Genomic DNA, 20165 nt, shown 5'->3' with positions numbered 1-20165 from the left:
ACTGCAAGGCAATCCTGCAGGCTGGGGCAAGGATGACAGACATAGCGACGATCGACGAGCAACGGTGATACAAAAGCGATGGCACCCAACGGATCAAATGAACCATATCTAGATGTTAATTTAACGTCAACATCTGAGATAGTTCAGCATGCGTCCGTAAAGTCGAGCACCACGAGCGATGCAGGGGTCCGAAAATCCCTGATTTATCTGTGTTTTTTTGCTATGAAAACATCCCAATTTGATCGTTCATTCAGCCTGCGAACACCATAGAACCGAAAGATGAGATCGGCGAATACGGCGGGATCCACCTTCGCCGTCAGCTCGGCCGTCGGGTACTTGAATGTCTCGAAGAACAGGAAGCGCATGCGGACATTGCGCAGATCGACGCCGGTAGCCGTGTTTTTTTGGAGGGCGATCAATGCGGCAAGGGCAATCGGCAAAAGCAACGCGCTACCGTGCCGGACCTGTTCTAGGCTTTTGATTTCACTGGGAATTTTGCCAACACTGGCAACTCATCTATCGCCTGCTATGGACGTCGAGCGTCCTTCTATCGACCGGCCAAGGTCAAATCGATCTCGGTAATGTGCCAGCGGCCGAGATTGGCGGTGTAGAGTTTGTTACCCTTGAAGGCGATATTGGTGGGGTGCGCGAGCGTCGTCGCGGCCGAATCCTCGATCAATGTCTCGAGTCCCCGGTCCTTGCGCCAGCGGTAGATCCGGCTGGGCTCATAGCATGAAATGAACAGCGAGCCGTCCGGAGCGAAGGCTAGACCATCCGGGACGTTGTGCACACCCTCGATGACGACCTGTTTGGGTCCAGCCGCACCGTCGGCAAGGATCGGCACGTAGCTGACACACGACGTATTGCTTTCCACCACATAAAGCCCGCTTCCCTCTGGCGCCATGGCCATGCCATTAGCGAAGGACATCGCCTCCTGGCACCACAGACGGCCCTCACCCGTCTTGAGATCGTAGCGGAAGATGCCGGAGCGATTGTCCTCGCCGACGCTGTCCGATACGTAGAGCCAGCCCCTCGCCTCGTCGACGATGGGATAATTCGGCACGCGGATGCCGGACGACGCGAAGCGTTCCATGCGCGCTGTCGCGGCATCCCAGCGAAAAATCGCGGCGTGCCTGAGGTCGCAGGCAAAGCAGTTCCCCGCGCTGTCGAAAGCAATGCCGAGCAGGAAGCCATCCGTGCCGCCCATGCGTTCGACCGAGCCTCCGTCGGCGGCCAGCCGCAGAAGGTCGCCGGTTTCGGTGCCGCACCAGATCGACCCGTCACGGTGGACGGCCACGCCCTCCGGGTGCGCGACGCGAGGGCTGGTGAAGATGCCATCGAAGAAAACGCGCGCGGCGGACATGTCGAGCAATGGCTTTGCCATGAAGCGCTCCTCAGCTTACGACTGCGATCTCTGTGCGGCGATGCAGCGATCGACCATCGCGCGGTCGGCGGCGAGGATCTCGGCGATCAGCGCACCGCGTTCCTTGGCGCTGACAAATTCGAGGCGACGCAGGCCAAGCGGATCGATGCGATTGCGCAGCACAGCGAGCGTATCGCTGGAAGGCAAGGGGACCTCCCGGCAATCGGCGTCGAAGGTCACCGCAAACCCGGTGGCGTCGCGGACCTGCTGGCGCGTGACACCTGGCATGGTCTCGAGGACGATCAATTCCCGGGATATCCGGTCGAGCCGGAAGACGCAGAGATCGGTGAACACCAGCGCCTGGCCGGTGCGATAGCCCATCGGCTCTCGCTCTGCCGGGGTCAGCAGTCCGCGGGCGGAACTCGCGATCTCCACCTCATCCACCAGCGACTGGACCGAATGACGAGGAATGTAGAGCAAATAGTCGCGGTGCATGTTGGCGACATCGGCCATGCCGCCTTGCCCTGGCAACCGTATCAGGCCGCCGCTCGATTTGCGCAGCGCGATGGTGTTGACGCGGCCGCGTCGGTCGACCTGCGCCGCGCCGACGATCTCATGTGTTACAGCGCCTGCCTGATAGTAGGTCGAGTAGGTGTCGTCGCCGCCGGCATGCGTCACCGCCGTCTCGCAATCCAGGCTTTCGATCAGCGACAGGATCATCGGGCTCGGCGCGGTGTCGAGGTGGCCGCAACTCATCGTCGCGATGATCATGTCCGGCGCGTGCGTCGCCTTTGCCAGCCGGTAGGCGACATTGGCCAGCGGCGAGACGGCACCCGCGCTGGCAAAGCTTTCATTGTCGAGCTCGGCGGCGATCCGAGCGGCGATGATCTCGTCGACGGATGCTTTCTCCTCACCATGTGCGAGCGCCGGCATTGCGAGGGCCGTTTTGGCGCGAACCTTCGCGGCCTTTTGCAGCGGCTTCGGCACGCCATCAGAGGGCAGCCGCAGACTGTCCGCCAAGGGCGTTTCCCTGGCCGCCAATGCCTGCGACAGCGCCTGATAATCGGTGACATAGAATGGCAGGCACGAGGCCGGGTAGGCACCGCCCGGCATAAGCGCTATGGCCGAAACCTGATTGCGGGTCAGCACGCTCTGGCGCCCGTCCTGCCGCAGCGCCCCGACCGGGACGACCTCCTCGACCGTGACCAGCACCTTGCGCGCCGCGCCCGCCATTGCGAAGTCCAGTGCGCGCGGGCCAAGGATCTGCACATTGCCGCTTTCGTCCGCGCGCTGTGCGTGGACGACGAACGTGTCAAGACGCAGTGGCGGGATAAATCCCATATCTGTTCCGGCGATCGGATCGGCCATGGCGCTCGCACCCGGCAAACGCGACAGCATGTCCGAACCATCCGGAAGCTGGAACGGCATGGACGGCAGATTCTGCTGTGCCGCCCGCAGCGCCTGGATCATGGCCAGTGCCGTCCAATCGCGAACCGGTATCGCTCCGCTTTCGGCGGCGGCACGGAACCTCGGCGGCAGGCCGAAAATATCGAGACTGGAGAAGCAGAGGTCGATTTCCGCCACCGCATCCGCTTCGAGCAGCAGCTCGAGCGGCAACCCGCCCGCCCAGCAAACGTAGTGCAAATTCTTGACGCCCAGCTGGGCAATCGCGTGCAGCAATGCGATCGGCAGCCGAGCGAAATGGTGACCGCCGACGCCAAGCGAGTCGCCTTGGCCGACCATCGCGGCCAGCCCTTCGACATCAGTGAAGCGCGGCCGGTTCGACTTGACCAGGGACATTGCGGCACGATCATTCACAGCGCGGACGCCTCGATGCGGTAGCGGGTCACGAATGGCTTTTCGGTTGAGAATTCCAGTGCCGTCGCAATGCCGGATTGGGCGATGGGGTTGTCAGCCAGCGCGGTCGCTGGGCCGAGCCCGAAGGGTGAGCAGATCGGCTCGATACCAATGGCGACATGGCGCCCATTCCACGGTGCTGCCTTGCGGCCGCGGTTGGAGTACCAGAGCAGAAGGCTCGGAAAATGCTCCTTCTGCCAGGAGAGTTTTACCCGATAGCCGTCCGCGTGGTTGGCGAGCGCAGCCGCGCCATCGAGCCCCTCTATCTGCAGCAATTCCTCGGTGTCGGCGGCCAGAGGCAATCGCGAGGCGTCGACAACACCGCCTGTGCGCGCCGGCACACTGATCAGTTCGGAAAACGTTTTATTCCTGGCAAACAGTGCAGCACCCGGTTCAACATCGTGAGGATAGGTACGGCCTTCATCGAAGCCTCCGAGTTCCAGCGTAGCGGCGCCTGTCTTGAAAGGCAGCCGGAATACTGGATGCAGGCCGATCGGCAAGCGGCAGGCTCGGCGGACGGTGATCTTGAATTCAATGTCGATTGCCGGTGCCGATTGATTGGGCGTAATCGTCCGTTCGACACGCTCGACAGGACTCCCCTCGGGATAGTCCAGTACCAGCGACAGCGATCCGCTCTCGCTGTCGCGCCAGGTCCAGTCATGGTTGGAGCTGTGGCCGTGGACTTCTTCGTCCAGCCCCGGCGGCCCCATAACCCGCGCCCAAGTCTCGGGCCACCCTTCGGCGGGCACCGAATAGCCGAAGGGCACGCAGGGCCATTCGCCGCGCAGCTTGCGCAGGATGCCCGGCAGCGCAGCCGCCCCCGGCTCGCTCGACCACGGCGCGATGTGCATCGGCGAGACCTGCCGACCGTCCGCCAAAATGAAAGTCACCGGCGCGAGCATCGCGCCGAGCCGCTGGACAGTCAGCGCGCCATGCGCCCAGCCCAGTCCGCGATAGTCGTCGCCGGTCTTCACGGTGCAGCCTTCTTTGTCGTGCTCCTGTCGGCGAACTCCTTGACCCGCTGCTGGCCGATCTCGCTGCGATAGAGATCGCCCAATATGTCGCGCTCCATGGCAAGGCCTTCGGCCAGATCGCCCGACACGGCATGCACTGTCAGCGCCTTCAGTCCTTCGATCGCGGCGGCCGGCTCGGCGGCAATCACCTCAGCCAATTCCAGCGCGCGCGGCATCAGCCTGTCGACATCGACGACCTCGTTGACCAGGCCGGCAGCGACGAATTCGGAGGCCGGCACGATGGCACCGGTCATCAGCAGAAGGTTGGCGCGGTTGCGGCCGAGCTTGGCGACGCTGCGTTGCGTGCCGCCGCCGCCGGGAACCAGCCCGAGCTTGATCTCCGGCAGACCGAGCTTTGCGAACTGGTTGGCGATCACGATGTCGCAGCACAGCACCAGCTCCATGCCGCCGCCCAGGGCAAAGCCGTTGACCGCCGCGATCACCGGTTTGCGGTTGTTCTCGATCGCCGCGTACATGCGCATGCCTGCTGCCTGGAACGTGTCGAATTCGGCGGCGGTCTGCGCGGCATATTCCTTGATATCGGCGCCGGCCATGAAGCCACGACCTTCGCCGGTCACCACGATCGCCCCTACCCCCGCGTCGCCGGACAGCGCCTCAAAGGCGTCGGTGATCTCACCCTGCATTATCCGGTTCATGGCGTTGAGCTGGTCGGCGCGGCGGAAGGTGACGACCGCGACGCGGCCCAAAGCTTCGACCGTGAGTGTCTGGTAGACGCGCATTGTCAGGCCGCGTCCACGGTCATGTCGCCGCACGCCTCCAATGCTGCAATCTCCTCCTTCGAAAGGCCGAACTCGGCCAGGATCTCGCGGCCATGCTGGCCGACCAACGGCGCCGGCCGTTCGATGGTCGCGGGCGTCTCGCTCATCTTGACCGCAGGCGCCACCACCCGCACCTTGCCGCCGCGCGGATGATCATAGCTGGTGATCATGCCCATGTGCTTGACCTGAGGGTCTTCGGCCGCACGACGGATATCCTTCACCTCGGCGCACCAGATGTCGGCTGCCAGCAGCCGCGCCAGCAGATCCTGCGTGGCGAATTTCTTCGTCTCCGCATTGACCTTCTCGAACACCTCGTCGCGCTTATCGAACAAGGTCTTGAGGTCGTCATAAACGGCAAGCTGCGGCGCCTCCAGCACCTCGTACAGCGTCTTGAACGGGCTCATGGCGATCGAAATGTAGCCGCCGTCCTTCGCCTCGTAGATGCCGAACGGCGCCTGCATGCCGGGATGGCCGATGCCGGAATTGGGCCGCACGAAATCCTCGCCGAGATTGAGCACGGCTACATATTCCTGATTGAGATGCGCCAGCAGGCCGGCCAGCAGATTGACCTCGATCTTCTGGCCTTTGCCGGACTTCTCGCGATAATAAAGCGCCGACAGGATGCCGTAGACCATGTTCATGGCGCCGATCTGGTCGGCGAGCCCGGCGCCGGCCGGAACCGGCGCCTGATCGCCGCGGCCAGTGTTGGCAATCAACCCAGCTAGCCCTTGGATCAGCATGTCCTGGCCGGGGCGCTCGACATAGGGGCCCTCCTCGCCATAGCCCGAACCCGAGCAGTAGATGATGCGCGGATTGATGGCCTTGAAGTCCTCGTAGCCATAGCCGAGCTTGGCCAGCACGCCAGGGCGAAAATTCTGCACCACGACGTCGGCGGTCTTGGCCATCTCCATGAGGATGGCGTGCACCTTGCGGCTCTTCAGGTTGAGCGCGATCGAGCGCTTGTTGCGGTTCCAGGCGAGGAAATTCGGGCTCTCGGAACCGCCCACCCATTTGGCGAAGAAGGTCATGCCACGGAACATGTCGCCGGCGCCGGCACGCTCGACCTTGACGACGTCGGCGCCCATGTCGCCGAGCAGCTGCGTGGCGAACGGCCCCTGCAGCAAATGGCTGAAATCGAGGATGCGGACGCCTTCGAGGGCCTTGTTCATTTCAAATCTCGTTTCGTGTTTTCAAAGCAGTTCGGGAACATAGCGCGGTGCGGCGGTCAGTCCGCCATCCACACGCAAATCGGTGCCGGTGGTGAAGCCCGCGGCATCGGAGGCGAGATAGACGGCGGCTTCGGCCACTTCGGAAGGTTCGCCTATGCGGCCGAGCGGATGCATCTTGACCCACGCCTTGGCCAAGTTGCCGCCGATCTCCTTGATCAGTCTGTCGTTCATCGGCGTGTTGATGGTGCCCGGCGAGATCGAATTGACGCGGATGTTCAGGGGGCCGAACTCGACTGCCATTTGGCGCGTCATCGCCATCACCGCGCCCTTGGCGCCGGCATAGGCGGTCCAGCCATCAAGCCCGATGTGCCCCTGTGCGGAGGCCATGTTGATGATCGAGCCGGATTTCTGCGCGATCATGTGCGGCAGCGCGTATTTGCAGCCGCGAAACACACTGGTCAGGTTGACTGATATCAGCCGGTGCCACTGCTCATCGGTCATCTCGTGCACCGGCATGCCGCCAATGGCGATGGCGGCATTGTTGACCAAGATGTCGAGATGCCCGGTCTTCTTGACGGCGCTGTCGATGAGGCCGGCGATGTCGGCCCCTTGAGAGACGTCGCAATGCAAATAATCGGCCTGACGGCCGGCGGCGCGAAGTGCGGTCGCGAATTCCTCGCCCACGCCGTCGGCTATGTCGCCGAGGAAAACATGCGCGCCTTCGCGCGCCATCGCTTCAGCGATCGCGTGCCCGATGCCGTCGGCAGCACCGGTGATGACGGCGGTTTTCCCTTCGAGACGAGCCATGTCAGCCTCCATTCGCGCGCCGGCGTTTCGCCTCGTCGAAGGCGACCGCGGCGATGATGATCATGCCGGTGATGACCAGCTGCCATTCGGTCGGCAGGCCGAGCCCGCGCAGGCCGTTGGACAGGAACTGCAGGATCAGCACGCCCAGAGCCATGCCAGTCAGGCTGCCGATGCCGCCGGCAAGACTGACCCCACCGAGAACCGTCGCGGCGACGACCTGGAACTCGAAATTGAGCCCCGCCGTATGCTGCGCCGAGCCGACGCGCGCGGCAAGAATAATGCCCGCGACCGTCGCCAGCAGTGAGCTGATGATGAAGCAGATGAACTTGACGCGCCGCACATCATAGCCAGCCAGCCGCGCCACCTCCTGATTGCCGCCGACAGCATAGATCTGCCGCCCGAACGGCCGATGCTGCATCATGTAGGCGAAGGCGGCGAGCAGGATGATGGCGATGACAGCCGAATAGGGGATGGTGTTGAACAGGCGGCCATCCGACAGAGCGATAAAGCTGTCGAGGCTGGCATCGTCCGGGATGGCGCGCTGGCCGGTATAGAGATAGACACCGCCGCGCATGATAAACATCGTGCCCAAAGTCACGATCAGCGAGTTGATGCCGGCATAAGCGGTGAGATAGCCGTTCACCACGCCGATGATCAGCCCGAACAGCAGCGCGCCACTGATGCCGAGCCACAGCGAGTTGGTGTCGTTCATGATGATGATCAGCGGTAGGACAATGGTCGCCAGCAGCGAGCCGATCGAGATGTCGACCTCGCCGGAAATGAACACGATGGCACAGCCAATGCCGGCGATCAGCGGCAGCGACGCCTGGCCAAGCACGTTGGTCAAATTGCGCACGGAGAAGAAATTCTCGACCGTGAAAGAAAAGAACGCCAGAACCAGGATGAGGCAGACGAGCAGCGCCAGTTCCTGTCGGGCAACGAGCCGCACCAGCATGGATGGCTGGGCCTTTGCGGAAGCCGTGGCTGCAAAGCTCATCTCATGCTCCCTTCGAGGTGGGGCTGATCGCTTGATGTCATCATCTTACCCGATCGCCGCATTGAGGATCTTCTCCTGTGTGGCTTCCTCGCGCGACATGATCACGGTCAGGCGGCCTTCGCACATCACCGCGATCCGATCCGCAAGACCGAGCAGTTCCGGCATCTCGGACGTCATCATGACCACCGCCAGGCCCTCGCCGGCGAGCCGGTCGATCAGCGCGAAGATTTCCGACTTGGCGCCGACGTCGATGCCGCGCGTCGGCTCGTCGACGACGATCACTTTCAGGCCCCGCATCAGCCAACGCGCGATCAGCACCTTCTGCTGATTGCCGCCCGACAGGTTCTTCACCTGCTGGAACAGGCTGGGCGTCTTGATGCGGAAACGGTCGACATAGTCCTGCACCGCCTTGTGTTCCTTCGCCTTGTCGACGAACCCCAGGCGGGCGAAAGCACCGAGCGAGGCCAGGCTTGCATTCTGGTAGACAGGCAGTTCGCCCATCAGCCCTTCGCTCTTGCGGTCCTCGGTGAGCAGACCGATGCCAAGCTTGACGCCGGTGCGCGTGTCATGCGGCACGAGCCGGCTGCCGTCGACGGTGATCGTGCCCGCAGTGATCGGGTCATAGCCGACGATCGCCTTGGCGAGTTCGGTGCGGCCAGCGCCCATCAATCCAAAGAAGCCGAGCACCTCGCCAGCTCGTGCCTCGAAGGAGACGTCGGTCAGCTTCTTCGCCGTGGTGAGGTTCTCCACCGACAGCGCGACCTTGCTGCCCGCCGCGCCACGCTGGCGGGGAAACAGATTGTCGATGCGCCGGCCGATCATGTCCTGGATCAGCGTGTCGTTGGTGTGCTCGCCGATCGGCCTGGTCGAGATGTGGCGCCCATCACGCAGCACGGTCACCGTGTCGGCGATCTCGAACACCTCGTCGAGCTTGTGGCTGACATAGACCACCGCGATGCCAAGGCTGGCCAGCCGGCGGATGACTGTGAACAGCAGCGAAACCTCGTTGGGCGTCAGCGAGGACGTCGGTTCGTCCATCACCACGACGCGGGCTTCATGGGCGAGCGCACGGGCGATCTCGACCATCTGCTGCTGGCTGACCGGCAGCGATCCCGTGCGTGCCGCCGGATCGACATTGAAGCCGATGCGGTGGAATAGCGCAGCTGAATCGGCACGAATCTTCTTCCAGTCGATCGAGCCGGCTCTGCCGGTCGGATAGCCTTCCAGGAAGATGTTCTCGGCAACGGTGAATTCGGAGATCAGCGCGATCTCCTGAAACACGACCTTGATGCCTTCCTTCAAGCTGTCGCGCGGCGACTTGATGTCGACCTCGTGGCCGCGCAGGCGGATGGTGCCGGCATCCTTGCCGTAGACACCAGCCATGATCTTGATCAGCGTCGACTTGCCGGCGCCATTCTCGCCCATCAAGGCGTGGATCTTGCCGGGCTCCAGGCTGAAGTCGACATTGTCGAGCGCCACGACGCCGGGGAAGCGCTTGTCGATGCCGCGCAGTTCGAGCGCCGGCACGCTGGTGTCGATGGCCGCGCCTTCGCCAGGATGAAGGAAATCAACGGACATTGGCTTTGTTCCGGATGATGTCGAGATAGGTTGCGAGGATGATGACGATGCCCGGCACCACCATCTGCAGGTCCTGGTTCCAGCCGAGAATGATGATGCCGTTGTCGATCACCTTCAGCACCAGTACGCCGAGCAAGGTGCCGAAGAGCGATCCACGGCCGCCGAGCAGGCTGGTGCCGCCGAGGATCACGGCAGCGATGACCGTCAGTTCGAAGCCGCGGCCGGCGGTCGGCTGGCCGGCATTCATCAGCGACGACAGGATCATGCCGGCAACGCCGACGCAGAGCCCGGTGAGAACGAAGGCAAACAGCTTGAGGCGCTCGGACCGAAGTCCGGACAGGCGCACCGCCTTTTCATTGGCGCCAACCGCATAGAGGTAGCGGCCGAGCGTGGTGAAACGCAGCGTTACATAGGCAACCACGAAGATCAGCGCCGCCAGAATGACGGGAACCGGCACCGCGCCGACGTAGCCGGCGCCGAGATCGGTGAAGCTTGCGAGCTGATTGTGGTTCTGCACCGCCTCGCGCGTGAACAGATAGACGCCGCCTTGCAGCATCATCATCGTGCCGATGGTAGCGATCAGCGAGTTGACGCGCAGCCTGGTGACGACCAGCCCATTGAACAGGCCGACCCCGCCGGCAAAGGCAAGGGCCGCCAGCAAGCCGAGCGTGAGGCTATGGGTAGAATTGAGCACCGCCATACCGATGCAGCCGACGAAGGCGAGTGAAGCGCCGACCGACAGATCGACCTCGGCGGTGATGATGAGCATGGTCATGCCCGAGGCAACGATCAGCACCAGCGCGCATTGGCGCAGAATGGCGATGATGTTGGCCTCCGAATAGAATTGCGGCGCCGCGATCGAGATGGCAATGCACAGCACCGCCAGGATGACACCCAGCACAAGCTGGCTGCTGCCCAGCAGCTGTCCGCCGACTAAGCGCTTCGGCGCGGAGGCGTGTGTAAGCTCGCTCATCTCAATCCATTCAGGCCGCTATGGTTCAGGCGCCCTTCCCGCAACGCGGGAAGGGCAAAGTCAGCCGGCTTTATTTCTTCAGGTCGGCGGAGGTCTTCATGCACTTTGCCGGCGGCTGCAGTGCGTTGACGGCATCCCATTTGATGGTGCGGGTGGTGCCGTCGTAATCATAGAACTTCTTCCAGTCCTCGCCGTTCATCGGCGCGGTCGGGCTGACGATATGCTCCGGCACTTCCTCATTGTTGAAGAGCTTGACCGCAGCATCGATTGCCGTGAAGCCTTCCTTTTCCGGGAACATTGCGGCCTCGATGCGATACGACGGCTCGTTCTGCATCGCGTTGATGAAGGCAAGCCCCTCGCCCCCGGTGCCGACGGTCAACAGGCCATCCTGCGACTTGCCGGCCGCCTTCCAGGCCTGCAGGCCGCCCAGCGACGACGAGTCGTTGATGCCGTAGATGATGTTGATGTCGGCGTTCTTGGCGAGTGCCGCCGAAGACACTTCGAGCGCGCGGTCGGGATTGCCGCCGCCGTCAAGGTCGTGGACCATGACCGCGTCAGGGATGACGGTCTTCAGCCCGTCCATGAAGCCGTGCGAGCGCAGCACCGTGGCGGAAAGCAGCGGCAGGCCGACATTCATCACCTTGGCAACGCCGCTGAGCTTTTCCTTGGCATATTTGCCGGCCTCGACGCCGGAGAAATAGCCGGTGTCATAGTCGCAGATGGCGACCATCGTCGTCATGCCCTTGACCGGATTGCCCTCGAGCACCACCGGAATGTTGGCGGCTTTGGCCTGACGCAGCAGCGGCACCACACCTTCTTCATTCACCGGCGTGATGATCAGCACATCGACGCCTTTGGCGATGAAGTCTTCGGCTGCAGCGACCTGCTTGGATATGTCGAGATTGGCGTCCTGTACCTCGACCTCGATGCCGAGTTCCTTCCCATGAGCCTTCATGCCCTTGATGACGTTCTGGTACCATTCATGGGTGGCGTAATTGGTGACGTAGCCGATGCGCTTGGGCATGTTCTCGGCATGGGCAGCCGCGCCCATGGCCAGCGCGGCCGCGGATGCAAACAGGATTGACTTGGACCAGTGCATTTTCTTCTCCCAGGTTTATCGCTTTTGTTAATCGCTGAACGGGTAGTCCCGCCGTTCCGGGTCGGCACGTAACGAAGAGTTGGATTCCCCCCAACCGAGCTCCGCCGATATCTTCTCAGCGGCTGCGCGAGTGCGTTCGAAGACGGTCTGCCGGTCGAACCGTGCCGCCTTCTGCGGCAGCAGCGGGACCGTGAGTGCGGCGATGACGGCGCCGGTGTGATCGCGCACCGGCATGGAGATGTTGGTGCAGGCTTCGACGGCCAACGAGGCACGCATCTCGTAGCCGAGCCTGGCCACCTCGTTCAGCCGTGCCTCGATTTCGGCCCGCGTGCCCTGTCCTTCGCCGGCGGTCACGATGCGATCGACAATGCGGTCGCGCTCGGCCCGGTTCGAATGGGCGAGCAAGACCGCGCCTGAACTGGTTTCGAGGATCGGGAAATGCGACCCCAAGGCAACCGAGTAGCGCATCGGCAGCGGTGAATCGATCTGCAGCACCACCAGCGCGTTCTGGCCTTCGCGCACCACGAGGTGGCAACTCTGATCGGCATTGGCGGTCAGTTCGCGCATCACCGGCAGCGCGCATTCGACCAGCCGGTTTACCGGCGGGTGCATGTGCGCCAGTTCGAACAGCTTCAGCGACAGGCGGAAGCGGTCCGACTGCGTGCGAAAGATGTAGCCGCGCTTTTCCAGCAGGAGCAGGATGCGGTAGATTTCGTGAATGGAGCGTCCGAGGCCGGCCGCGATCTCGGTCTGGGTCAGCGTTTCAGCGCTGGCGGCCATGAACTCCAGGACGTCGAGCGCCTTGTCTACCGCCGGCACACGATAGCCGTTGCGACCGCTTTCGCTGTCGTCGAGCGTCTCGGCAACATTAGCGGCCATCACGCAATGCTCCATTCCGGTTGCCTGGTTTCGCGGTAGAGGCGATTCACATGGTCGGCGAGTTCGGCCGCCGAAATGTCGCCGGCGATGGCCGCCGCCGCATGCGGCGCGCATTCGCGGAAGAAGGCGATGAAGCCAGGGTGCGTCGGACGCAGATAGGACGAGCTGATCGTCGCAAGCGTCGAGTTGAAGAAATTGCCGGAGAGATGATTGACCTCGACATCTTTCCAAGCCGCCAGCGATCCCGGCTGTCCGCCCGACTTTACATAGTCGCCGCGCTGGTATTCGGGCGAGCACAGGAACACCGCGTAGTCGATCGCGGCCTGCTTGTGTTTCGATTGGGCGCTGACGCCGATGCCGGCACCGCCGAGCAAGGCTCCGGCGGAATGCGGCGTCGGCACGTCGGCAAAGCGCAGACACGGCCTGTCACTCTTGGAGGTATAGTTCACATAACCGAACGCGAAAGGCACATAGACCACGTCGTCATACGCGATCATATGGTCATAGCAGCGGATCGGGTTCCATTTTGATGAGTTCGGATGCGACAGTGCCGCAAGCTCACGCAACTGAGTGATGGCCTGCTCGATCATCTCCCTGGCAATGAATTGCTCACCGTTCTCCTGTGGGCGGCCAAGCGTCAGAAGCATGCACATGGCATCCGTCGGGACCGAGGGCAGGCCAAGCCACTTGCCGTTCTTGCGGGCACGCTGACCAAGCTCGACCACCTCGTCATGTGTGCGCGGCACCGGCCCGTAACGCTCCAGGAGATCCGGGCGATAGGACGCGACCTGACAAGCGGCATCGACCGGCAACGCCCATTGGCGTCCGTTCCTTGCGTAGGAGCGCCAGGACGCACCGACCGAATCGCGTTCGAAGAAACGGATTTGTTCGGCCGACAGATAGGCGTCGAACGGCACCATCAGCTCATCCTTCGCGATGTCGCCGATGAAGGGATGATCGAACACGACCAGATCGTAAGTGCCGAGCACCGGACCGAGGGCACCCTCGCCGAATTCATAGAGGCTGCGGCGGTCCCATTCGATTTCAAGGCCTGGATTGCCAGCGCAATACGGCGCCACGCTGGCGTCGAGCGGACCCCAGCAACGTCGATGATCCCACGCAAGACCGCGCAGTCTTGTCATTTCAGGCAATTCCTCCCTGGAACCGAGCATGTCCGCCCGGCCCGCATTCGTAGCAGCTATTTTCACATAGACAAGTAACTTTTACATATGCAAACTGCGGGTTGTTTCCTGACAGCTTCAAGCCAGCCCGAACCGCTCGACGGCGCGCATGATGCCACGCAGCTCGGCGAGACCCTTAAGCCGACCGATCAGCGAATAGCCGGGATTGATCCTGGTCTTGCCGATATCGTCGGCGAGCAGGTGGCCGTGGTCCGGGCGCATCGGAATGCGCCAGTCAGCGCGGCCCTCGTTGCGGCGCCGCGCCTCTTCCTGCATCAGAGCGAGGATGACATGCGCCATGTCGGTGCCGCCCTCGAGATGCTCGGCTTCATAGAACGAGCCGTCATCTTCGATGGTGATGTTGCGCAGATGGACGAAATGGATGCGATCGGCGAATTCCTTGACCATGGCGACGATGTCGTTGTCGGCGCGCGTGCCGTAGGAGCCGGTGCAGAACGTCAGGCCGTTGGCCGGGCTGTCGACGGCGTTGAGGATAAAACGCGCATCCTCGGCGGTCGAAACGACGCGCGGCAGGCCATAGAGCGAGAAGGGCGGGTCGTCGGGATGGATGCACATGCGCACCCCCTCCTCTTCGGCCACCGGAATGATCTCGCGCAGGAACCAGGCAAGGTTGTCGCGCAGCTCCTTCGGTCCGATCGCGTCGTATTCCGCCAGGGCCTCACGAAAACTGTCCCTGTTGTAGCTGCGCTCCGTCGCCGGCAGGCCGGCGATCAGGTTGCGTTCGATCTGGTCGATCTTCTCCGCGCCCAATTCCTTCAGCCGCGCTTCCGCCTCGGCGATACGCGCCGGCGTATAGCTTGCCGCGCCGTTCCTGCGTTTCAGCACGAACAAATCGTACGCCGCGAAATCGACCGCGTCGAACCGCAGCGCATAGCCGGTGGTCGGCAGCCGATAGGCCAGGTCGGTGCGGGTCCAGTCGACCACGGGCATGAAATTGTAGCAGACCGTCGCAATGCCGGCCTTGGCAAGTGTGCGGATGCTGTCGCGATAGAAGCCAGCGTAGCGCTCGCGTTCCGGTGCGCCGATCTTGAAGGAATTGTGGACCGGGATGCTCTCGACAACCGACCAGGTCAGCCCTGCCGCCTCGATGATGCGCTTGCGCTCCAGAATGCGATCGAGCGGCCATGCGCGCCCGTCGTAGATATCATGCAGGGCTGTCACCACGCCTGTCGCGCCCGCCTGCTTGACATGATCGAGTGTTACCGGGTCGTTCGGTCCATACCAACGCCAGCACTGCTCCATGAAGCCTCCTCAATGTCAGGTGGGCGACATTATTGTTGGACCACAGACCTGTCAACACGCTCAATTCTTCTTGAATCGACCGATGGCGGGATCCTTTTTCGACCTTTCTCCGGACGCTGATTGATTTCCTATCCGTTTCAGCCTAGCCTTGGTCCAACAAATAAGAAGGAACAATGCCTTGGATCAAGAAGCGGCGGACGATGCGGCGGTCAGCAGTTCGGCCGTCGATCAGACTGTGCGGCAGATCCTCGACCTCATTCGCAACCGCGCCATGTCCGTCGGCGACGTGCTGCCCACCGAACGGGAGCTTGGCGAACTGTTCGGCGCCAGCCGCAACACGATACGCGAGGCACTGCGCACCATCCGCACCTATGGCCTGATCGATCCCAAGCCGCGTGTCGGCGCGGTGCTGGCCGATCGCCAGAATATCGCGATCCAGAACTTCTTCGCCGCGCAGATGGATATATCGAAGACCTCTTTCCACGACATCCAGGGGTTTCGCCGCATCATCGAAGTGAGCATCGGCGACCACATCGTTCTCAACGCCAGTGCCGCCGAACTCGACGCCCTGGACGAGGTCAACGGCCTGATCGAAACCAGCAAGGATGTGCAGGAGGCAGCACAGCGCGATTTCGATTTCCACCTGGCGCTGATGAAGCTCGCCGGCAACCGCATGCTGGTGCAGACCTATCAGTTCCTGTCGCCGGTCATCCTGCACATCATGACCGTCGGCAAATCCATCCGGCCGGTGCTGAGCGAAACACGCCACGCCCATGGCGAGATCATCGCGGCTTTGCGGGCGCGCGACCGCATCGCCTACAGCTACCTGATGAGCCGGCATCTCGATTTCGGCTTGCGCTTCGTCCCCGACGACCTCGAAAACGCCCGCACCTCGCCGGCGCTGACGGACCCTTCCAAGGATTTGCATCATGTCTGACTTTGAGAACAAGGTCGCGTTGATCACCGGCACGACCGGCATCGCGCTCGCCACCGCGAGGCGCCTGGCGCAGGGAGGTGCTGCGATCATCGCCTGCGGCATCGATGGGGCCGCCAATGCGGCCATGCGGGAAGGCCTCGTCGGAGCCGGAGCGAATGCGCTGGTGCAGACGGTTGACGTTTCCGTTTCCGACCAAGTTCGCGACGCGGTCGTGGCGGGCGTCAAGCGGTTTGGCGGCATCGACATCATCGTCAATTCCGCGGCGGTGCATCCCTACGGGACGGCGACGACGACCGACTGGGAAACCTGGAACCGGGCGATGGCGGTCAATGTCGGTTCGATCTATCTGACCGCCCATTTCGGCATCCCGGAAATGATCAAGCGCGGCGGTGGCGCCATCGTCAACGTCGCTTCGGTGCAGGGCTTCGCCTGCCAGCAGAACGTCGCCGCCTATGCCACGACCAAGGGCGCCATCCACACGCTGACGCGATCGCTGGCGCTCGACTATGCGCCGGCTGGCATCCGGGTCAATTCGGTCAGCCCAGGCTCGATCCGCACGCCTATCCTCGAGAAGGCCGCACGCGGCGAAAATGGCAGCGATGCCGATGTCGAAGAGGCCTACCGGCGCTTCGGCGCGGCCCATCCGCTTGGCCGCATCGGGGAACCGGAAGAGGTGGCCGAGCTGATCGCCTTCCTGTGCTCGTCGAAGGCCGGATTCTGCACTGGCGCGGACTACAGAATAGATGGCGGCCTGACCGCCGGCATCGGCGTGAAGTAAAGCCATGAAGATCGGTCTTGGCCTTTACCGGGAGTCGCTGACCCCTGACAATTTCCGCTTCGCCCGTCAGGCAGGCGCCACCCACATCGTTGCCCACCTCACCAACTATTTTCGCGGCCGCGATCCTTCGCTGTCCGCCGGCAGCGAAGCCGAGGGTTGGGGCGATTGCTCCAGCGATGAGCTTTGGGATTATGAGGATTTCGTCGGTCTGGTGAAGACCGTGCGCGACAACGGTCTGGAAATCGCCGCGATCGAGAATTTCTCGCCGCGTTTCTGGTCGGACGTGCTGCTCGGCGGTCCTGACAGGGCAAAACAGATCGAAGGGTTGAAGCGCCTTGTTCGCGATGCCGGACGTGCCGGTATTCCGTGTATCGGCTACAACTTCTCGATCGCCGGGGTCTGGGGCTGGTCGCGCGGCCCATTCGCTCGGGGCGAGGCGATGTCGGTGGGGCTCGATCTCGCTGCCATCGATCCCGATATGCCCCTCCCCGATGGCGTGGTATGGAACATGCGCTATCGCGCCGGGCGGCCCAATGCCGAAACGGTGAAGGTCAGCAGCGACGAGCTTTGGCAGCGGCTCGACGTCTTCCTTCGCGAGATCATACCGGTGGCCGAAGAAGCCGGCGTTGTGATGGCCGCGCACCCCGACGATCCGCCGGCTGAAGCGCTGCGTGGCGCCGCGCGGCTCGTCAACCGGCCGGAGAAATACGATCGGCTGATGGACATCGTCGACTCGCCGTCCAATGGGCTGGAGCTCTGCCTCGGCTCGCTGCAGGAGATGCCCGGCACCGACGATATCTACGGACACGTCAGGCGCTTCGCACGAAGCAAACGCATCGGCTACATTCACTTCCGCAATGTGCGCGGCAAGGTGCCTAACTATCATGAGACTTTCGTCGATGACGGCGACATCGACATGGCCGAGATCGTCCGCATCCTGCGCGATGAAAACTATGACGGAGTGATGATCCCCGACCATACGCCGGAGATGTCCTGCGATGCGCCCTGGCACGCCGGAAAGGCCTTTGCCTTGGGCTACATGCGTGCGCTCGTGCAGAATGCTGCGGCGCTGGGACCTTCTCGCACCGCCCAAGCCGCCAACATGCCGTACGGCAACGATCTGCGCCTCGGCGTCCGAGGTCCTGAATGGAACCCCGTGGCGCGAACCTCACCCTCGCTGGCCCAGTCCAGGATTCCATGAATGCTTATGACGATCCACCGGATGGGATCCGGTGCGCCCGCACGCCACGCGGCTAGTCGATCTCAGGACATGTAGACGCAGCCGAACAGCTCCGTCGACGCCGCTTCTCCGAGACCACCGCTCTTGGCCACCTCTGTGCCTTGTCATCACTGCTCCCGGAACGCCCGCTGTATCTGATCGGCCAGAGGCTTCACGAGATAGGACAGCATTGCGCGGCTGCCGGTCGAGAAGAACGCTTCGCCGGGCATGCGCGACGCCAAGGTGAGGCCTTTCAGCTTTTCCAGCTCCGTGCGCGGCAAGCTGGCGCGAACCGTGTAGAAGCCCGCGCCGCTTCGCTCGTCGATTCAGAGATCGGCGGAGATCTCGCTGACGCTGCCGCTCAGTTCCGACGTCACGCGCTGATTGAATGCCGAGAGCTTCAGGGCCACGTCCTCCCTCCGCCCTCTCATTGCGGGCGCGTTTCTCTTGCTGACGATGAGCTTCCGATCCGCGCCCAAGGCCTCTTTGAACTTAGACAAGCCGCCTCCGATTTGTCAGTGCATGAGGCCGGCCGTCAGATCGGCCACCCAAGTAGAACGCACTCAATCGGTCTCCATTGCGTAACGTGACCATGGGGCGGTCTCAGACGCCTCTCCGGCGCAAGCCACCGTGCGGGACCGGTTACATTTTGTGATTTGCACGATACCGTTAACGGGGCTCTGGTAGGCACAGGCCTTTCCGGCTTCAGGCACTTGGCGGAAAAGGGCGGGGCGGGGGTGAAAGGTGGCCAACCATGGCCCAGGCAAGCACCATTGTCTTAAGCGGCGAGTATGGCTACACCCAGTATAAAGCATCCGGTCTGGCCGCCGACACCACTATCGATGCCACCGACGCTTCATGGATCGTCGCCAATCAGGGAAGCCACACCAATCTCTATCCCTTCGCGGTGGTCAACCCCGGCGCCAACCTCCTGGCTTTTGGCGGCACGATCAACGGCACGGTCTCCCAAACCGGCGACTGGGAGAACATTTACGTCAACTCCGCCGCAGTCCGTATAAATTCAGCCCACAACTTTGTCATCGACGATTGGACGGTTACCCAGCCCTGGGACGGCATCCGTGTCGGCGGCACGGGCACCTTCGTCATCGAGGATAGCTATGTCGGCTACTCCCGCGACGACGCGGTCGAGGACGATGACGTCATCGGCGGCACGATCAAGGATTCCTTATTCGACCACGTGTTTTCCGGAGTGAGCCTTGGCGACGGTGACGTGGATGGGTCTGACAACACGGTCATCATGGATGGCATGCTTCTGGGCATGGGAGAGTACCTTCGCAAAGGCGAGATAACCCACGGTTCGCCGTTTAAACTCGACAAGGGGACAGGCTCTAACGATATCGTGCCCAGCCTGCACTTTATCGATTGTGTGGTGGCGATCACCGACGTGAACCACAACGGCATGGGGCGGCTGGAGCGAGCCTGGGACAAGACGGTCGAGTCGCACGGCAACTACTACCTCAACCTCTCTGACACGCCGCTGCCGTCCAGTTACCCAATGCCGCCCGCCGGCTGGACTGTCCTTCAAGGCCAGGCGGCCCGCGATTACTGGGCCAACGCCAAGGCGGTCTGGCATGCAGCCCATGACGGGACTGACCAGCCACCGTCACCTCCGACACCGCCGACCGACCCGGCCACGGGAACTACCGGGAACGACACCTTTTTCGGCACTGGCGCGGCCGATACCTATGATGCTTTGGCTGGCAACGACACATTGTGGGGCCGCGGTGGCAACGACGTGCTCAACGGTGGCGCCGGCAAGGACACCTTCGTGTTTGACACGGCCTATGGCCCGGGCAATGTCGCTACGCTCCCGGACTTCCACGCAGCGGACGACGCGCTCTATCTCGACAACGCCGTCTTCACCAGCCTCGGCCCCGGTTCCTTGTCCAGCCCGACGCAGGTGAACTCGTCGTATTTCGAGTTGCGCGAACACGCCACCAGCCACAACGATTACCTGCTCTACGACCGGACCACGGGCATTCTGTACTATGACCCCGATGGCTCGAAATCGACCGCTCAGGTGGAAATCGCCCACTTACAGGCCGGGGCGGCCCTGACCTTTCACGACGTGTACATCATTTGATCGCCCATGCGATCGCACAAGGCACTACGAAGCGCGGGCGCGTCGCCGCTGGTGTTTCAGTTGCGACTAACAGCGATCAAAAATAGCGACGGATCGGCGCCTTCATAGCGAGTGTTGCAGCAGCGTTCGGTGGCAAGCAGCGTGACGACGAGAAGGCCCTCGTTCTGAC

Annotated in this window: 19 protein-coding genes and 2 pseudogenes; 4 read left to right on the top strand and 17 right to left on the bottom strand. The window is 62.6% G+C overall.

Going from position 1 to position 20165, the window contains the following annotated elements:
* Window positions 1–203: 203 nt before the first annotated feature.
* The 14 genes from NKI38_RS07075 to uxuA form a co-directional block, all read right to left on the bottom strand.
* Complete coding sequence (locus NKI38_RS07075) at window positions 204–446, bottom strand: hypothetical protein (protein ID WP_352655926.1); 243 nt, start codon at window positions 444–446, stop codon at window positions 204–206.
* Between the two features lie 101 nt (window positions 447–547).
* Complete coding sequence (locus tag NKI38_RS07070) at window positions 548–1384, bottom strand: SMP-30/gluconolactonase/LRE family protein (RefSeq protein ID WP_352655924.1); 837 nt, start codon at window positions 1382–1384, stop codon at window positions 548–550.
* A 15-nt stretch (window positions 1385–1399) separates the two neighbouring features.
* On the bottom strand, window positions 1400–3163 hold the full coding sequence (locus tag NKI38_RS07065; RefSeq protein ID WP_352655922.1) for a CoA-transferase: 1764 nt from the start codon (window positions 3161–3163) through the stop codon (window positions 1400–1402).
* Window positions 3164–3177: 14 nt separating this feature from the next.
* Entirely contained in the window at window positions 3178–4194 is a 1017-nt protein-coding gene (locus NKI38_RS07060; protein WP_352655920.1) for an aldose epimerase family protein, read from the bottom strand.
* The gene (locus NKI38_RS07055) at window positions 4191–4973 is read right to left on the bottom strand and encodes an enoyl-CoA hydratase/isomerase family protein (RefSeq protein WP_352655918.1); all 783 of its coding nucleotides are present in this window, start codon (window positions 4971–4973) and stop codon (window positions 4191–4193) included. The genes NKI38_RS07060 and NKI38_RS07055 overlap by 4 nt, the downstream gene beginning before the upstream one ends.
* Before the next feature lie 2 nt (window positions 4974–4975).
* Complete coding sequence (locus tag NKI38_RS07050) at window positions 4976–6181, bottom strand: CaiB/BaiF CoA transferase family protein (RefSeq protein WP_352655916.1); 1206 nt, start codon at window positions 6179–6181, stop codon at window positions 4976–4978.
* A gap of 21 nt (window positions 6182–6202) precedes the next feature.
* A complete protein-coding gene (locus NKI38_RS07045) occupies window positions 6203–6988 on the bottom strand; it encodes an SDR family NAD(P)-dependent oxidoreductase (protein WP_352655914.1) in 786 nt (261 codons plus the stop codon).
* 1 nt (window position 6989) lies between these two features.
* Entirely contained in the window at window positions 6990–7985 is a 996-nt protein-coding gene (locus NKI38_RS07040) for an ABC transporter permease (protein ID WP_352655913.1), read from the bottom strand.
* 45 nt (window positions 7986–8030) lie between these two features.
* The gene (locus tag NKI38_RS07035; protein ID WP_352655911.1) at window positions 8031–9563 is read right to left on the bottom strand and encodes a sugar ABC transporter ATP-binding protein; all 1533 of its coding nucleotides are present in this window, start codon (window positions 9561–9563) and stop codon (window positions 8031–8033) included.
* Window positions 9553–10536 carry an ABC transporter permease gene (locus NKI38_RS07030; protein WP_352655909.1) on the bottom strand — a complete coding sequence of 328 codons (984 nt, stop codon included), beginning with the start codon at window positions 10534–10536 and terminating at the stop codon, window positions 9553–9555. Before NKI38_RS07030 ends, NKI38_RS07035 begins: the two co-directional genes overlap by 11 nt.
* Before the next feature lie 70 nt (window positions 10537–10606).
* Window positions 10607–11635 (bottom strand): sugar ABC transporter substrate-binding protein, encoded by a 1029-nt coding sequence (locus NKI38_RS07025; protein ID WP_352655907.1) that lies wholly within the window; start codon window positions 11633–11635, stop codon window positions 10607–10609.
* A gap of 27 nt (window positions 11636–11662) precedes the next feature.
* Window positions 11663–12514 carry an IclR family transcriptional regulator gene (locus NKI38_RS07020; protein ID WP_352655905.1) on the bottom strand — a complete coding sequence of 284 codons (852 nt, stop codon included), beginning with the start codon at window positions 12512–12514 and terminating at the stop codon, window positions 11663–11665.
* On the bottom strand, window positions 12514–13656 hold the full coding sequence (locus NKI38_RS07015; protein WP_352655903.1) for an ABC transporter substrate-binding protein: 1143 nt from the start codon (window positions 13654–13656) through the stop codon (window positions 12514–12516). The genes NKI38_RS07020 and NKI38_RS07015 overlap by 1 nt, the downstream gene beginning before the upstream one ends.
* Before the next feature lie 117 nt (window positions 13657–13773).
* A complete protein-coding gene (gene uxuA / locus NKI38_RS07010; protein WP_352655901.1) occupies window positions 13774–14958 on the bottom strand; it encodes a mannonate dehydratase in 1185 nt (394 codons plus the stop codon).
* A gap of 178 nt (window positions 14959–15136) precedes the next feature.
* On the opposite strand from uxuA, the gene NKI38_RS07005 reads away from it, so the two are divergent.
* The 3 genes and pseudogenes from NKI38_RS07005 to NKI38_RS06995 form a co-directional block, all read left to right on the top strand.
* Window positions 15137–15895 (top strand): FadR/GntR family transcriptional regulator, encoded by a 759-nt coding sequence (locus NKI38_RS07005; RefSeq protein WP_352655900.1) that lies wholly within the window; start codon window positions 15137–15139, stop codon window positions 15893–15895.
* Window positions 15888–16673, top strand: coding sequence for an SDR family NAD(P)-dependent oxidoreductase (locus tag NKI38_RS07000; RefSeq protein WP_352655898.1), 786 nt, complete (start codon window positions 15888–15890; stop codon window positions 16671–16673). Before NKI38_RS07005 ends, NKI38_RS07000 begins: the two co-directional genes overlap by 8 nt.
* Before the next feature lie 4 nt (window positions 16674–16677).
* Window positions 16678–17667 (top strand): annotated as a pseudogene (locus tag NKI38_RS06995) (mannonate dehydratase); the annotation flags it as partial.
* Between the two features lie 93 nt (window positions 17668–17760).
* Here NKI38_RS06995 and NKI38_RS06990 read toward each other — a convergent pair.
* The 3 genes and pseudogenes from NKI38_RS06990 to NKI38_RS06980 form a co-directional block, all read right to left on the bottom strand.
* Window positions 17761–17966: pseudogene (locus NKI38_RS06990) on the bottom strand (LysR family transcriptional regulator); the annotation flags it as partial.
* 54 nt (window positions 17967–18020) lie between these two features.
* The gene (locus NKI38_RS06985) at window positions 18021–18173 is read right to left on the bottom strand and encodes a hypothetical protein (protein ID WP_352655896.1); all 153 of its coding nucleotides are present in this window, start codon (window positions 18171–18173) and stop codon (window positions 18021–18023) included.
* Window positions 18174–18218: 45 nt separating this feature from the next.
* Entirely contained in the window at window positions 18219–18392 is a 174-nt protein-coding gene (locus NKI38_RS06980; RefSeq protein WP_352655894.1) for a hypothetical protein, read from the bottom strand.
* 254 nt (window positions 18393–18646) lie between these two features.
* Here NKI38_RS06980 and NKI38_RS06975 point away from each other — a divergent pair, with 254 nt between their 5' ends.
* Complete coding sequence (locus tag NKI38_RS06975; RefSeq protein WP_352655892.1) at window positions 18647–19996, top strand: calcium-binding protein; 1350 nt, start codon at window positions 18647–18649, stop codon at window positions 19994–19996.
* Window positions 19997–20165: the final 169 nt, after the last annotated feature.

The sequence above is a fragment of the Mesorhizobium sp. M0621 genome, assembly GCF_040320745.1.
Lineage (GTDB): Bacteria > Pseudomonadota > Alphaproteobacteria > Rhizobiales > Rhizobiaceae > Mesorhizobium.
The sequence above is the reverse complement of the archived record's forward strand: the minus strand, read 5'-3'. Positions and strand labels throughout refer to the sequence as shown.

Coding starts and splice junctions, on each gene's coding strand:
- NKI38_RS07020 (WP_352655905.1), bottom strand. CDS start 12,514: ATGGCCGCTAATGTTGCCGAGACGCTCGACGACAGCGAAAGCGGTCGC.
- NKI38_RS07035 (WP_352655911.1), bottom strand. CDS start 9,563: ATGTCCGTTGATTTCCTTCATCCTGGCGAAGGCGCGGCCATCGACACC.
- NKI38_RS07065 (WP_352655922.1), bottom strand. CDS start 3,163: ATGTCCCTGGTCAAGTCGAACCGGCCGCGCTTCACTGATGTCGAAGGG.
- NKI38_RS07045 (WP_352655914.1), bottom strand. CDS start 6,988: ATGGCTCGTCTCGAAGGGAAAACCGCCGTCATCACCGGTGCTGCCGAC.
- NKI38_RS07015 (WP_352655903.1), bottom strand. CDS start 13,656: ATGACAAGACTGCGCGGTCTTGCGTGGGATCATCGACGTTGCTGGGGT.
- NKI38_RS06975 (WP_352655892.1), top strand. CDS start 18,647: ATGGCCCAGGCAAGCACCATTGTCTTAAGCGGCGAGTATGGCTACACC.
- uxuA (WP_352655901.1), bottom strand. CDS start 14,958: ATGGAGCAGTGCTGGCGTTGGTATGGACCGAACGACCCGGTAACACTC.
- NKI38_RS07000 (WP_352655898.1), top strand. CDS start 15,888: ATGTCTGACTTTGAGAACAAGGTCGCGTTGATCACCGGCACGACCGGC.
- NKI38_RS07070 (WP_352655924.1), bottom strand. CDS start 1,384: ATGGCAAAGCCATTGCTCGACATGTCCGCCGCGCGCGTTTTCTTCGAT.
- NKI38_RS07050 (WP_352655916.1), bottom strand. CDS start 6,181: ATGAACAAGGCCCTCGAAGGCGTCCGCATCCTCGATTTCAGCCATTTG.
- NKI38_RS07055 (WP_352655918.1), bottom strand. CDS start 4,973: ATGCGCGTCTACCAGACACTCACGGTCGAAGCTTTGGGCCGCGTCGCG.
- NKI38_RS07030 (WP_352655909.1), bottom strand. CDS start 10,536: ATGAGCGAGCTTACACACGCCTCCGCGCCGAAGCGCTTAGTCGGCGGA.
- NKI38_RS07025 (WP_352655907.1), bottom strand. CDS start 11,635: ATGCACTGGTCCAAGTCAATCCTGTTTGCATCCGCGGCCGCGCTGGCC.
- NKI38_RS07040 (WP_352655913.1), bottom strand. CDS start 7,985: ATGAGCTTTGCAGCCACGGCTTCCGCAAAGGCCCAGCCATCCATGCTG.